The organism is Cupriavidus sp. 05T313 (genome assembly GCF_056396665.1).
The window spans coordinates 25,170-38,139 of the sequence record NZ_JBFTLX010000036.1 but is presented as its reverse complement, the minus strand read 5'-3'; the positions used below and the strand labels follow the sequence as shown (position 1 = coordinate 38,139).

Annotated in this window: 11 protein-coding genes; 10 read left to right on the top strand and 1 reads right to left on the bottom strand. The window is 67.2% G+C overall.

Annotation, left to right across the window (positions count from 1 at the left end; translation table 11 throughout):
* Positions 1 to 194: 194 nt before the first annotated feature.
* The 10 genes from AC1DKD_RS11405 (at position 195) to AC1DKD_RS11360 (ending at position 11,684) form a co-directional block, all read left to right on the top strand.
* Positions 195 to 1,793, top strand: a complete 1,599-nt coding sequence (locus AC1DKD_RS11405) for an exonuclease domain-containing protein (protein WP_441633318.1) — start codon at positions 195 to 197, stop codon at positions 1,791 to 1,793.
* A gap of 25 nt (positions 1,794 to 1,818) precedes the next feature.
* Positions 1,819 to 2,223 carry an SRPBCC family protein gene (locus tag AC1DKD_RS11400; protein ID WP_441633316.1) on the top strand — a complete coding sequence of 135 codons (405 nt, stop codon included), beginning with the start codon at positions 1,819 to 1,821 and terminating at the stop codon, positions 2,221 to 2,223.
* A gap of 285 nt (positions 2,224 to 2,508) precedes the next feature.
* Positions 2,509 to 4,026 carry an amidase gene (locus AC1DKD_RS11395; RefSeq protein ID WP_441633314.1) on the top strand — a complete coding sequence of 506 codons (1,518 nt, stop codon included), beginning with the start codon at positions 2,509 to 2,511 and terminating at the stop codon, positions 4,024 to 4,026.
* A 49-nt stretch (positions 4,027 to 4,075) separates the two neighbouring features.
* Complete coding sequence (locus tag AC1DKD_RS11390; protein WP_035860456.1) at positions 4,076 to 5,416, top strand: MFS transporter; 1,341 nt, start codon at positions 4,076 to 4,078, stop codon at positions 5,414 to 5,416.
* Positions 5,417 to 5,493: 77 nt separating this feature from the next.
* Positions 5,494 to 5,925 (top strand): hypothetical protein, encoded by a 432-nt coding sequence (locus tag AC1DKD_RS11385; protein WP_441633312.1) that lies wholly within the window; start codon positions 5,494 to 5,496, stop codon positions 5,923 to 5,925.
* Positions 5,926 to 6,413: 488 nt separating this feature from the next.
* Positions 6,414 to 7,409, top strand: a complete 996-nt coding sequence (locus AC1DKD_RS11380) for an ABC transporter substrate-binding protein (RefSeq protein WP_441633310.1) — start codon at positions 6,414 to 6,416, stop codon at positions 7,407 to 7,409.
* 75 nt (positions 7,410 to 7,484) lie between these two features.
* A complete protein-coding gene (locus AC1DKD_RS11375) occupies positions 7,485 to 8,522 on the top strand; it encodes an aromatic ring-hydroxylating dioxygenase subunit alpha (RefSeq protein ID WP_441633308.1) in 1,038 nt (345 codons plus the stop codon).
* 62 nt (positions 8,523 to 8,584) lie between these two features.
* The gene (locus AC1DKD_RS11370) at positions 8,585 to 9,439 is read left to right on the top strand and encodes an ABC transporter ATP-binding protein (protein ID WP_441633323.1); all 855 of its coding nucleotides are present in this window, start codon (positions 8,585 to 8,587) and stop codon (positions 9,437 to 9,439) included.
* A 14-nt stretch (positions 9,440 to 9,453) separates the two neighbouring features.
* Positions 9,454 to 10,248: an ABC transporter permease gene (locus AC1DKD_RS11365; RefSeq protein WP_441633306.1), complete on the top strand. Its 795-nt coding sequence runs from the start codon at positions 9,454 to 9,456 to the stop codon at positions 10,246 to 10,248.
* Positions 10,245 to 11,684, top strand: a complete 1,440-nt coding sequence (locus AC1DKD_RS11360; RefSeq protein WP_441633304.1) for an amidohydrolase family protein — start codon at positions 10,245 to 10,247, stop codon at positions 11,682 to 11,684. Before AC1DKD_RS11365 ends, AC1DKD_RS11360 begins: the two co-directional genes overlap by 4 nt.
* Positions 11,685 to 11,697: 13 nt before the next feature.
* Here the strand turns inward: AC1DKD_RS11360 and AC1DKD_RS11355 are convergent, their stop codons facing one another.
* Entirely contained in the window at positions 11,698 to 12,885 is a 1,188-nt protein-coding gene (locus AC1DKD_RS11355) for a citrate synthase family protein (protein ID WP_441633302.1), read from the bottom strand.
* Between the last annotated feature and the right edge of the window lie 85 nt (positions 12,886 to 12,970).

Sequence of the window (12,970 nt, the reverse complement as noted above, 5' to 3'; positions counted from 1 at the left end):
CCGCAACCCTTGTCCCGCCTGCTTTGCAGCGCGGTAGTTGTGTTGCGAGGGGGCGAATCTTAAGGGAGCCCCTCGGCCATGGCAAGCGTTTTCTGAAATTTCTTCAGAGCGGTTTGTGACGCTGTGATGAAGCCGGCTGCCGAGCCCCGGCGCAGGGCAGCTTCCGCGTGGCTGCAATCTATTAGAATCAACGGATGCCTGACCTCTCCATCTACCAGCCCTCGCGCCAGCCGGCCAACACGCCCTGGCACCTGGATGCGCAAGCGCTGGCCGACGCACTCTCCCGCCCCATCGTCTTTGTCGACCTGGAAACAACCGGCGCCGACGCCACCCGGGACCGCATCACCGAGATCGGCGTGGTGGAAGTGGGGCCGGACGGTATTGTCGAATGGGATACCCTGGTCGATCCCGGGATCGGCATCCCACCCTTCATCCAGCAACTGACGGGTATCACCGATGCCATGGTGCGCGGCAAGCCAAGCTTCGAGTCGCTGGCGGAGAGCCTGGCGGAGCGGCTGCAGGGCAAGCTCTTCGTCGCCCATAACGCACGCTTCGACTATGGCTTTCTCAAGAATGAATTCCGCCGCGTTGGCGTGACGTTCCGCGCCGACGTATTGTGCACCGTGCGCCTCTCGCGCTCGCTGTTTCCGTCGGTGGCGCGGCACGGCCTGGATGCCTTGATCGCCCGGTTCGAATTGCAGCCCAAGGGCCGGCACCGGGCCCTGGCCGATGCCGAACTGCTGTGGCAGTTCTGGCAGAAGATCCACGAGCTCTATACGGTCGATCTGGTCGAATCGGCGGTGCGGTCCCTGGTCAAGCGCGCAAGCCTGCCCGCCGGCCTGGAGGAAACCGCCCTGGATGACGTGCCCGATACCGCCGGTGTGTATCTCTTCTACGGCGACCAGGATATGCCTCTCTATATAGGGAAGAGCATCCACCTGCGCCAGCGCATTGGCGCGCACTTTTCCAGCGATCATCGCGCCGCCCTGGAAATGCGGCTGGCGCGCGCCGTGCGCCGGGTGGAGTGGCGGGAGACTGGTGGCGAAGCGGGAGCGCTGCTGCTGGAAGCGCACCTGATCAAGACGCTGCAACCACTGCACAACCAGAAGCTGCGGCAGACTGCAGGGTTGTTTTCCTGGGAACTGGCGCCCGGGCTGAGCGCGCCTATGCTGCGCTCGGATCGCGACACGGATTTCAGCCGCCACCCTAACTTATATGGCGCCTTTCCCAGCCGGGCGAGCGCCGAGGCGCGCCTGGCCGAACTGGCGCAAGCCCATCAGCTTTGCCAAGCCGCGCTCGCCCTGGAAAAGACGGTGCGGCGGGGCCTGCCCTGCTTCGCCCGCCAGCTGCACCGTTGCCTGGGGGCATGCACGGGCGACGAATCGCTGGCGTCGCACCGCGAGCGTGCCGTGATGGCCCTGGCGGACCTGTCGCTGCGGCCCTGGCCTTTCGCGGGTGCCGTGGCGTGGCGCGAGCAGGATGGCGCCAAGGCGTGGTGGCATGTGCTCGAGGACTGGTGCTACCTGGGCACCGTGTCCACGCTGGATGAAGCAGCCGGCCTGTTGTGCGCGCCCGCACGCTTCGACCCGGACACCTACCAGATCCTGGCGCCCAGGCTGGCGGCTTTGCTGGCCAGCGCCGTGCCGCTGGAACACGTCCGGCAATTCGAGCTTCAGGCGCCCTCGATGCCGCGGCGCGAAACGCAGCGGACAGCCCCCGTATCCCCAACCGGCACACGCCGGCGCCGGCCATCCAGCCCGGACCAGCAAACCCTGTCCTTCTTCGAGCACTAGTAGTACCCCAAGGCGGAGCGAGACCATGGCCAAGCAAAGCGACTATCTCAGCCTCGGCATCGATATCGATCTGCCTGCCGCCACCGTCTCCGCCTTCCTTGCGGTCCCCGAGAACTATCCCCGCTGGGCCAGCGGGCTAGGGGAGCTGTCGCAGCAGGCGGATGGCACCTGGTCAACGCTCACGCCCCAAGGCCCGATGCAGGTCCGGTTCACGCCCCCCAACCCCTATGGCGTCGCCGACCACTATGTGCAGCCGGCGCAGGGCGAGGAAATCTATATCCCGATGCGCGTGATCGCCAATGGCGACGGGGCCACCCTGCTGTTTACCTTGCTGCGCAGTCCGGGCGTCAGCGATGCCCAACTGCAAGCGGACGCGGAGTGGGTCCGGCGCGACCTTGCCGCATTGAAGGCGTTGCTCGAACAGCGGTAGTGCTCCTGGCCGGCTATCCTCAAACCGCTCAAGCCAAAACGGTATACCAAAATCGCAAAAGACGCGCCCTATCAAGGTGCGCATCCTCCGCGCGGACTCGCTTTCCAGCGCCGAATTTGTGCCGCTTTCTGTTGCATTGCACCAGAAAGCGGCGGTTCGCGGCGGTCTGAATATTTGCCTTGCCCTCTGCAAATCAATGAATATAGTATACCGAATTCGCGGAATCCCGACAGCCCCCAATCCCGTGCCTCGTTGGCAAGGGACCCCACAAAACGGAGCGCCAGCGTGACGCGGCAAGATATTCCAACGACCGATGTCCAGCAGCCAGAAGGGTGTTTCCTGCCCTTGTGGGAAGCCGCCGAGCTACTGGCCAAAGGCCATGCCAGCGCGCAAGACCTAGTGAACTGGTGCGAAGCCGCCTATACCGCCTCGCACCACGAGATCAACGCCATCATCCTGGCGGATTTCCCCAACGCCCGCGCCGCGGCCAAGGCCAGCGACGAACGCCGCCGTCGTGGAGCGCCGCTTGGCGATCTGGACGGCATCCCCTTCTCCATCAAGGAGTCCTTCGACGTAGCCGGCTGGCCCACCACATGCGGCAGCCCGGCCCAGCGCGGCAACATCGCGGCCAACGACTCCGCTGTCGTCGAGCGTTTGCGCGCGGCCGGCGCCGTACTGCTGGGCAAGACCAATGTGCCGATCGGGCTGCGCGACTGGCAAAGCTACAACGCCGTCTACGGCACCACCCGCAACCCGCATGATCCGGGCCGCACCCCTGGTGGCTCGTCCGGCGGCAGCGCCGCGGCGGTCTGCGCTGGCATGAGCTTCTTCGACGTGGGCTCCGACATCGGCTCCTCGCTGCGCAACCCGGCGCATTACTGCGGCGTGTTCTCCCACAAGAGCAGCCACGGGCTGGTGCCGCTACGCGGCCACGGCATCGGCCACGGCTATGGTGAGCAGGAGATCAACGTGGCGGGCCCGGTCGCGCGCAGTGCGCGGGATCTCGAACTGCTGCTGCACGCACTCGCGGGGCCGGACGGCAGCGACGCACTGGCCTATCGCCTGGCGTTGCCGCCCTGTGACAAGCACACGCTGGCCGACTTCCGCGTCGCCGTGCTATCCAGCCATCCGCTTTGCGAGGCCGACACGGAAGTCAGCGACGAGATCGAAAGGCTGGGACGCTGGCTGGAGAGCCAGGGCGCGCAGGTACGGTGGAATGCCCGCCCGGACTTCGATGCCGCAGCCCTGTGGCACGCCTATGTGCTGATGCTGCGGGCGACGACGTCGATCCATATGGATGACACCAGCTTCGACACCGCGCTGGCCCATGCCGCCGGCGCCGCGCCCGAAGACCATAGCTATGCGACGCTGCAATTCACGGGCGCCGGCATCCGGCATCGGCAATGGCTTCAACTGCAGCAGGCTCGGGCCACCTTCGCGCAGTCCTGGCAACGTTTCTTCGGCGAGGTGGACGTGCTGCTTTGTCCGGCCGCCGCCACCACGGCCTTTGCCCTGGACGAGGCGGGCGAGCCGTGGCAGCGCACGCTCCAGGTCAACGGCCGGGCGCAACCGCTCACCAGCCAGTTGTTCTGGGCCGGGCACTCCGGCCTGTGCGGCCTGCCCTCGACGGTGGCACCGGTCGGCCCGGGCCGCGGCGGCCTGCCGGTGGGGGTGCAGATCGTCGCCGGACGCTTCGCCGACCTGACCTCGCTGCGTTTTGCCCAGTTGCTCGAAGCAGCGGGTTTTGCCTTCCGGCCACCGCCGGTCCAGTCCCTCAAGGTGCCACGCGCCCCGGCGCGATAACAAAACCAACGCACCGCCCCCCAATTCGAAACGATTCGAAGGAGAGATCATGTTCGCCTGGTTCAAGGATTTATCGACAATGGAGCGCAAGGGCTTTTACGGCGCGTTCCTCGGTCATGCGGTCGACGTGTTCGACTTCATGATCTACTCCTTCCTGATTTCGACCCTGCTGACCCAGTGGGGCATGAGCAAGTCGACCGCCGGCGCCATCGTCACGTGGACCCTGGTGTCTTCGCTGGTGGGCGCCATCGGTGCGGGCATCCTGGCCGACCGCTACGGCCGGGTGCGTGTGCTGCGCTGGACCATCGTGGTGTTCGCCGTGGCCTGCTTCCTGTGCGGACTGGCCAGCACGCCCGAGCAGTTGCTGGTCTTCCGGATGCTGCAGGGCCTGGGCTTTGGTGGCGAATCCTCTCTGTGCATGGTGCTGGTGACGGAGATGATCCGCAACCCCGCGCACCGCGGCAAGTATTCCGGCTTCACCGCCAGCAGCTATTCCTTCGGCTGGGGCGCGGCGGCGATTGCCTACGCCATCACCTTCAGCCTGTTCCCGGCTGAAACCGCCTGGCGCGTCTGTTTCTTCCTGGGCATCCTGCCGGCGCTGGTGGTGATCTACCTGCGCCGCAACCTGGAAGAGCCGGAGGTCTTCATCAAGAGCCAGGCCGAACGCGCCGCGGGCGGTGCGGCCGATGCCCCTTCCGCATGGCAGCAACTGGCGCGCCTGGGCCGCCGGCCGTTGCTGGGCAAGACGCTGTTGTGCAGCCTGTTGTCGGGCGGCATGCTCGGCGCCTACTATGCGATTGCCACCTGGCTGCCAACGTTCCTCAAGACCGAGCGCGGGCTTTCCGTGTTTGGCACGAGTTCCTACCTGGCGATGACCATCTTTGGCTCCCTGGTGGGTTATGTGGCGGGCGCCTATGCCACCGACCGCTGGGGCCGCCGCCTGACCTACATCGCCTTTGCCGCGGGCGCCTTCGTCATGGCGCTGGTCTATATGGTGATCCCGGTTTCAAACACGTCGATGCTGTTCCTGGGTTTCCCGCTCGGCGTGCTGATGCAAGGCGTGTTCGCCGGCATCGGCGCCACCATCTCGGAGTCTTATCCCAACGACATCCGCGCCACGGGCTATGGGGTGTCATACAACATAGGGCGCGTGATCGGTTCGCTCTTCCCGCTGACGGTGGGATGGCTGAGCACCGGCCGTACCTCGCTGCCGCTGGCCATCGCCATCGTCGCCGGCGTGGGCTACATGATGGTGATGGGCGCCGCCTTGCTGCTGCCGGAAACCAGGGGCATGGATCTCGGCCAGGCCGGAGGCGGCGACAACCCGCACGAGCCGTCCGCGGACGCGGACAAGATCGTGCTGGCGCCTTCTGTGGGCAAACCCGCATAAGCGGCGCCGGGTTGCTTGCGGCGGGGCGGGGCGCTGGGATAGTCTGCGCAGAGGGGGTTGCCCCCTCTGGAGCCGCCATGTCCGCTGTCCGCCGTCTCGCCGCCTCTCCTCGTTTCCTGCTGACACCATTGGCCGCCATCGCCCTGGGCGGCTGCGCGAGCGTCGAAGAATCCGCCATGCAGCGCGTGCTGGCTTCCTGGAAGTCGGCGCCGATCGAGCAGGCCAAGGCCCAGTGGGGCCCCCCGCAGGCGGTGCAGGCCGTGCCGGGCGGCACCGCTTACCTGTGGACCGAGGAAGTGCCGCCGGCTCGCGCGCCGGGCAGCGGCCCGCGCGATGCGCGCGCGCCCACGTCGCCCGAACCATTGCAGACGCCAGGCCAGTGCCAGCGCCGCCTGATCGCCGGCCCCAACGGCATGGTCATTGGCGGCGACTGGTCAGGCAACGCCTGCTGCCTCACCACCATGGTCGGCCGCTGCGGCGCGCTGGTCAGGAACAGTACCGGCAGCTGAGCAGCGGCCGCGCGCGGCGCACACCGATCTGGTGCATGCATCGCACCGCGCATGACCCAACATGCACCATGGCTATCCGGCGGCGCCAGCCAGCATGTGCAGTCTCTTGCCGTGGGTGTTGGCACAGCTCTTGCTGAACAACCTGTCGAGTAGAAGCGGTTAACGCCGACGCGTTCCCCAAGCGGGCAAATGCGTACCGGCGTGGGACATTGCTCTCGCGACCATTTGGTCGCACGCCCAGTTGCCTCGCCAGGCGAGACATCCGGGCGTTTGGATCCGGTCACAAGGCCGGGACGAGAGAAAAGAGAGCGCCCACGATGTCCCTCATCCTCAAGCCCTTATTCCATTGCGCAGGCGCATTGCGCGGCAATCCCTCCGCTCGCGTTGCGCCAGCGCATGACCATGCGCGGCGCACGCTCGCCGGTGCCACCCCGCCTGTTGCAGCCCTCGCCAGCATTTGCCCCACACCTGTCCGCCAAGGAGCCCCCATGAAGACGCCCTCCCCATTGCGCCGCCTGTTGATCGCCGGCGCTTGCGCCATGCTCACGTTCGCGGCCGTCCCCGCCACCGCGCTGGCCGCCGACAAGGTGACCTTCCTCACTTCCTGGTATGCCCAGGCCGAACACGGCGGCTTCTACCAGGCCGTGGCCAAGGGCATCTACAAGAAATACGACCTGGATGTCACCGTCCGCATGGGCGGCCCGCAGGTCAACGGCATGCAGATCCTCACCAGCGGGCAGGCCGATTTCCTGATGGGCTACGACTTGCAGGTGTTGAAGGGCGTGGAGCAAGGCGTGCCCGTGACCACCGTAGCAACCTCCTTCCAGACCGACCTGCAAGGCATGATGACCCATGAGGACGTCAAAAGCCTGGCAGACCTGAAAACCCGCACGGTGCTGGTTTCCACCTCCGGACGCACCACGTGGTGGCCATGGCTCAAGGGCAAGTACAAGCTCGAAGAATCCCAGTCCCGCGTCTACACGTTCAATCTGCAGCCCTTCTTCGCCGACCCGCATTCGGCGCAGCAGGCCTATGCCTCGTCAGAGGTGTTCTCGGCCAGCAAGGCCGGCGCCAAGACGCGCTTCTTCCTGTTTGCCGACGATGGCTATCCGCCCTATGGCACCACCATTGTCACCATGCGGAAAACCGTCAAGGAGAAGCCGGACGTCATTGCCCGCTTCGTCAAGGCGACCATGGAAGGCTGGAAAAGCTACCTCGCGGACCCCGCCCCTGCCAATGCGCTGATCAAGCAGGAGAACCCGAACATGAAGGACGACCAGCTCGCCTGGGGCGTGGACAAGCTCAAGGAGTACCGCATGGTGAGCGGCGGCGACGCGGCCCGCTACGGCATCGGCGTGATGACCGATGCGCGCTGGCAGAAGACGCGCGACTTCATGGTCGGCGCCGGCCTGCTCAAAGCCGATACCGACTGGAAGCAAGCCTACACCACGCAGTTCGTGAAGGACCTGAAGATCATGCCCTGATGCCGTGATGCCGTAACGCACTGCGCGGCACCGCTGTCCGAGATCAAAGATCACCCCCCATACAAGGATTCTGCAATGCTGGTCACTCAACAACCCGTCCTGCGCCGCTTCTGGTACGCCCTGATGCCCATCGCCATGCTCGACGACGGCCCCAGGCCCTTCACCCTGCTGGGCGAAAACCTGGTGCTGTGGAAAGGTGCCGACGGCAAGCCCGCTGCCCTGCAGAACCGTTGCTGCCACCGCACCGCCCGTCTCTCCAAGGGCTGGGTCAACGACCGCGGCGACATCGTCTGCGGCTACCACGGCTGGGAATACAACTGCGCCGGCGCCTGCGTGCGGATTCCGCAGGCGCCGGATAACGCCATCCCGTCTGGCGCGAAGGTGCAGGCCTATCACGCGCAGGAAAAGTATGGCTACGTCTGGGTGGCGCTGGAAGATCCGCTGCAGCCCATCCCCGATTTTCCGGAGGATGGCGATCCCGCTTACCGCCGCATCTTCCAGTTCTACGAGAAATGGAACACCAGCCCGCTGCGCGTGATGGAGAACGCCTTCGACAACTCGCACTTCAGCTTCGTGCACCGCGCCAACTTCGGCCTGTCCGAACAGCCCAAGCCCGAGAAGTACGACTTGCAGGCACGCGAATGGGGCTTCGAGGCCGAGACGCTGGTGCCGATCCGCAACATCGAGGCCGGCCACCGCGTTACCGGCACCACCGAGCCGATCACGCACCGGCATATGTTCAACCGCTGGGACCTGCCCTTCACGCGTCGCTTTGGTTGCATCTATCCGGCCAGCGGGCGCCACCACATCATCTACAACTGCGCCACGCCGATCGACGACAAGAGCGTGATGCTGTCGCAATGGCTGTACCGCAACGACAGCGAGGAAGACTGCTCGACCCAGGAACTGATCGACTGGGATGCGCCCATCGTCGGCGAGGACCGCGAGATCCTGGAAGCCACCGACTACGACGCCTGCGTCGACACGCGCCGCCGCGTTGAATTCCACATGGAGTCCGACAAGCCCGGCCTGTTGATGCGCAAGATGCTGATGGCGCTGTTCACGCAGCACGGTGAGAAGGAAGCGTTCCGCATTCCCGTGGTACGCGGCTGAACCGGGTAGCCCCGCACAGACTCAATACGGAGACCGTCATGAGCGCCCTCTTTCGCAGTGCCATGCAGACCCCAGGCCCGGGCCCCGGTGGCATCGTGTCCGGCATCGCCCGCGATGCCGGCGCGCCCCTGCTGCTCGCCAACCAGGTCGAGAAGACCTACCCCAACGGCACCGTGGCGCTGGAACGCGTCAGGCTGGCGATCAAGCCCGGCGAGTTCGTCTCGCTGCTGGGCCCGTCCGGCTGCGGCAAGAGCACCTTGCTCAAGCTGTTTGCCGGGCTGGAAACGCCCTCGGCGGGACATCTGCGCTGGTGGGGCAATCCTGCCCTGCCCACCGCCTCCGATGCCGCCGGGCGCACGCTGGCGATGGTGTTTCAGGAAGCCACCCTGATGCCGTGGGCGCGCGTGGCCGACAACGTGCGGCTGCCGCTGGACCTGGCACGCATGCCGCGCGCCGAGGCCGGCGAGCGCGTCCAGCGCGCACTGGCGCTGGTGGGACTGGGCCGCTTCGGCACGGTCTATCCGCGCGAATTGTCCGGCGGCATGCAGATGCGCGTGTCGATCGCGCGGGCACTGGCGACCAACCCCGATCTGCTGCTGATGGACGAACCCTTCGGCGCGCTCGACGAGTTCACCCGCAACAGGCTCGATGCAGACCTGCGCGCGCTGTGGGCAGAACGCGGCCTCACCGTGGTCTTCGTCACGCATAGCATCTACGAGGCGGTCTACCTGTCGAGCCGGGTGGTGGTCATGGCGGCGCGTCCGGGCCGGGTGATCGCCGATGTGACGATCGAAGGCCCCGAGACGCGCGACGAAGCCTTCCGCGTCTCGCCCGCCTTCATGCAGTACTGCGCGCAGTTGTCGGCGCTGCTCACGCAGGCCAACACCGGCATCGATCCGGACGCACACCCGCGATAACCAGGAGCCCCTCCATGAATCCCCCGCTACTGTCGCGCCCCGCCGTACAGCGCGTGGCCGCCCCGCTTGCCGTCGGCGCGCTGCTATTGCTGGCGTGGCAAGGCATCTGCACGGCGCTCGCCGTCCCCGCCTACCTGGTGCCCACGCCCGCCGCCATCGGCCATGCGCTGGTGGAAGACTGGAGCCTGCTGTCCGGCTCGCTGTGGGTGACGCTGCGCATCACGATGCTGGCGTTCGCGCTGGCGGTGGTGGCCGGTACCGCCGCGGCCTTTGTGTTCGTGCAAAGCCGGCTGATCGAGGCCAGCCTGTTTCCCTATGCCATCCTGCTGCAGGTAACACCGGTGGTGGCGATCGCGCCACTGATCATCATCTGGGTCAAGGAGCCGACGCTGGCGCTGGTGATCTGCGCCACCATGGTGGCGGTGTTCCCCATCATCTCCAACACGGTGCTGGGCCTGCGCAGTGTCAACCCCGGGCTGCTCAACCTGTTCCGCATCAACCGCGCGAGCCGCTGGGACACCCTGCGCCGGCTGCGCATCCCGAGCGCGCTGCCGTACTTCTTCGGCGGGCTGCGCATTTCGTGCGGGCTGGCATTGATCGGCGCGGTGGTGGCGGAATTCGTGGCGGGCACCGGGGGCACCGGCGCGGGCCTGGCTTACCAGATCCTGCAAGCGGGTTTCGCCCTCAATATCCCGCGCCTGTTCGCCGCCCTGTTCCTGATCACGGTGACGGGCGTCGCGCTGTTTGGCGCAATGGTGGTGATATCGCGCATGGCGCTGTCCCACTGGCACGAAAGCGAGCTCGCATGAAGCCGAACCCCACCATCCTGATCCGCAACGCCACCGCCATCCTCACCGGCCTTGCCGGCGCGGGCGAGCGCCATGCCGGGCCGGACCTGCGCGTGGCCGGCTGCACCATCGAAGCCATCGGCCGGCTCGACCCGCGCCCCGGCGAGCAGGTCATCGACGCCACGGATTGCGTGATCTACCCGGCTTGGGTCAACACCCATCATCATCTGTTCCAGTCGCTGCTCAAGGGGGATCCGCCGGGGCTGGACCTGACGCTCACGCCCTGGCTGGGCGCCACGCCCTACCGCTTCCGCGGCGCCTTCGACGAAGCGTCCTTCCGGCTTGCGGCCCGCATCGGCCTGGTGGAACTGGTGCGCAGCGGCTGCGGCACCGTCGCCGATCACAACTATCTCTACTATCCGGGCATGCCCTACGACAGCTCGGCCATCCTGTTCGAGGAGGCCGAGGCGCTGGGACTGCGCTTTGTCCTGTGCCGCGGCGGCGCAACCCGCACGAGGCAGCTCGAAATCGACCTGCCGCAGGCGCTCCGCCCCGAAACGCTCGACCAGTTCCTGGGCGATTGCGAGCGGCTCACCGCGCGCTACCACCAGGCCGCGCCGGACGCGATGCGCCGCGTGGTGATGGCACCCACCACGCCGCTCTACTCGATGTCGCCCAACGAATTGCGCACCAGCGCGCGCACCGCGCGCCAGCTGGGCATCCGCCTGCACAGCCATTTGTCGGAGACAGTGGAGTACCAGAACGCCGCGTGGGAAAAATACCAGACCACGCCGGTGGCCTTCTGCGGCGAGCACGAATGGCTGGGGCCCGATGTGTGGTTCGCCCATCTGGTCAAGCTGGGCGCCGGCGAAATCCGCCAGCTCGGTGCCACCGGCACGGGCATTGCGCACTGCCCGCAGAGCAATGGCCGGCTGGGCAGCGGCATCGCCGATATCCCGGCGCTGGAAGCCGCAGGCGTGCCAGTGTCGATCGGCGTGGACGGTGCCGCCTCCAACGAAGCGGCCGACATGATTTCGGAAACACATGCCGCCTGGCTGCTGCAGCGCGCGCGGCGTGGCCACGGCGCGCTGCCGCGCGCCGAAGGAGGCAGCCATGAGGGCGGCGCCGATGCCGCGCGCGTGGAGGACGTGGTGCGCTGGGGCACGGCCGGCGGTGCGGCCGTGCTTGGCCTGGATGCGGTCGGCACGCTGCAGCCGGGCAAGGCGGCCGACCTTGCCGTCTACCGCCTCGACGACCCGCGCTGCTTCGGCTTGCACGATCCGGCCATCGCGCCGGTGGCCAGCGGCGGGAGGCCGGCGCTGCGCGCGCTGCTGGTGGGCGGGCGCGTGGTGGCAGAGCACGACGCGATTCCGGGCCTCGACCTTGCGGAGCTTGGCGCGCAGGCGCGCGAGGCGGTGCGGCGCTTGCAACAGCGCGCGGCGGAGCTTGCCGCCTGACAGGAGGCGGCGTTCACGCCGGAGCCGGACGCGGGCCGACATAGGCCGCGCGCGGCCGGATCAGCTCGTCATCGGAGCGCTGCTCCAATCCGTGCGCGATCCAGCCGACCGAACGCCCGAGCGCAAACAGGCCGAAGGCCGCGCCGGGCGGAAGGCCCAGATGCCTGCGCAGCGCCACCAGCGCGAAATCGATCGATGGCCGCTGCCCCACCAGGGAAAAAGCGACGTCGATCAGTGCCTGCCATTCGGGATGATGCGGGAGTATCCGCGACAGCAGGCCAATGGCCCGGATATCGCCGGCAGGATAGAGGTGATGGCCAAAACCCGGCAGGCCCTCGCCGCGGGCGAGCCGCTCGCGCAGCTTTGCGGCGGGCCGGAGGTCGCCCAGCTCATCCCAGAGTGCCTCCACGCGCGCCGTTGCACCGCCGTGCCGGCCGCCGGTCAGCGCGGCCAGGCCAGCCACCACCGAAGCGCGCAGGCTGGCGCCGGTGGACGCCACGCAGCGGGCCGTGAAGCTCGACGCGTTCAGCTCATGGTCGGCGCATAGCACCAGCGCCATGCGGATCAGCGCCGCACCCTCGTCGTCCACCTGCCAGGCACTGGCGCACTGCCGGTGCACGGGGGTGCTGGCGGGCGCCGTGCCCAGCAGGCAGGCGGCCAGCAGCCGCACCAGGACGCCGCAGCCCGCGGCAAGCCGCTCCGGCGATGCCTGCCACTGCGCGGTGGGGTCGTCCTCGCTGGCGATGGTGAACAGGGGCAACAGCGCCTCCTCGCAGCGTTGGCCGGCGAAGGCCGCCTGCATCGCGGCAAGGTGCGCCGGCGGCGATGGCGGCACGGCGCCAAAGGCGGCCTCCACAGGACATTGCCAAAGCCGCGCCGCCACCGCTTCCACCGTGTCGGATGCGGCGAGCGCCACGGCATTGTTGCCGCGGTAGTAAAGCTGCCCGTCCTCGATCAGCGTGATCCGCGATTCCAGCACCGGCAAACCCCAGTTCAACGTGGCCTTGGCCACTTCGCGGGGCTTGCGGCCGCGCGTGCGCTGGCCCGCCAGGCGCTCCACGTCCTCCGCGAGATAGCGGCTTTCGCGATGGGTTTCCCCGTCGTGCGCGTGCAGCAGGCCGCGGCTGACATAGGCGTAGAGCGTCTGGCGGGACACGCCAAGCGCGGCGGCGGCTTCGCCGGAACTCAGGTAGCGGGACATGGCGGTCCAAGTGGAAAGGAGCAACTAGTTGATTAAGATAATCAATATTGACTATTAAGACAAGAAGCCTATCCTGCAAAGCACT

Coding starts and splice junctions, on each gene's coding strand:
- AC1DKD_RS11400 (WP_441633316.1), top strand. CDS start 1,819: ATGGCCAAGCAAAGCGACTATCTCAGCCTCGGCATCGATATCGATCTG.
- AC1DKD_RS11355 (WP_441633302.1), bottom strand. CDS start 12,885: ATGTCCCGCTACCTGAGTTCCGGCGAAGCCGCCGCCGCGCTTGGCGTG.
- AC1DKD_RS11365 (WP_441633306.1), top strand. CDS start 9,454: ATGAATCCCCCGCTACTGTCGCGCCCCGCCGTACAGCGCGTGGCCGCC.
- AC1DKD_RS11375 (WP_441633308.1), top strand. CDS start 7,485: ATGCTGGTCACTCAACAACCCGTCCTGCGCCGCTTCTGGTACGCCCTG.
- AC1DKD_RS11385 (WP_441633312.1), top strand. CDS start 5,494: ATGTCCGCTGTCCGCCGTCTCGCCGCCTCTCCTCGTTTCCTGCTGACA.
- AC1DKD_RS11360 (WP_441633304.1), top strand. CDS start 10,245: ATGAAGCCGAACCCCACCATCCTGATCCGCAACGCCACCGCCATCCTC.
- AC1DKD_RS11370 (WP_441633323.1), top strand. CDS start 8,585: ATGCAGACCCCAGGCCCGGGCCCCGGTGGCATCGTGTCCGGCATCGCC.
- AC1DKD_RS11390 (WP_035860456.1), top strand. CDS start 4,076: ATGTTCGCCTGGTTCAAGGATTTATCGACAATGGAGCGCAAGGGCTTT.
- AC1DKD_RS11405 (WP_441633318.1), top strand. CDS start 195: ATGCCTGACCTCTCCATCTACCAGCCCTCGCGCCAGCCGGCCAACACG.
- AC1DKD_RS11380 (WP_441633310.1), top strand. CDS start 6,414: ATGAAGACGCCCTCCCCATTGCGCCGCCTGTTGATCGCCGGCGCTTGC.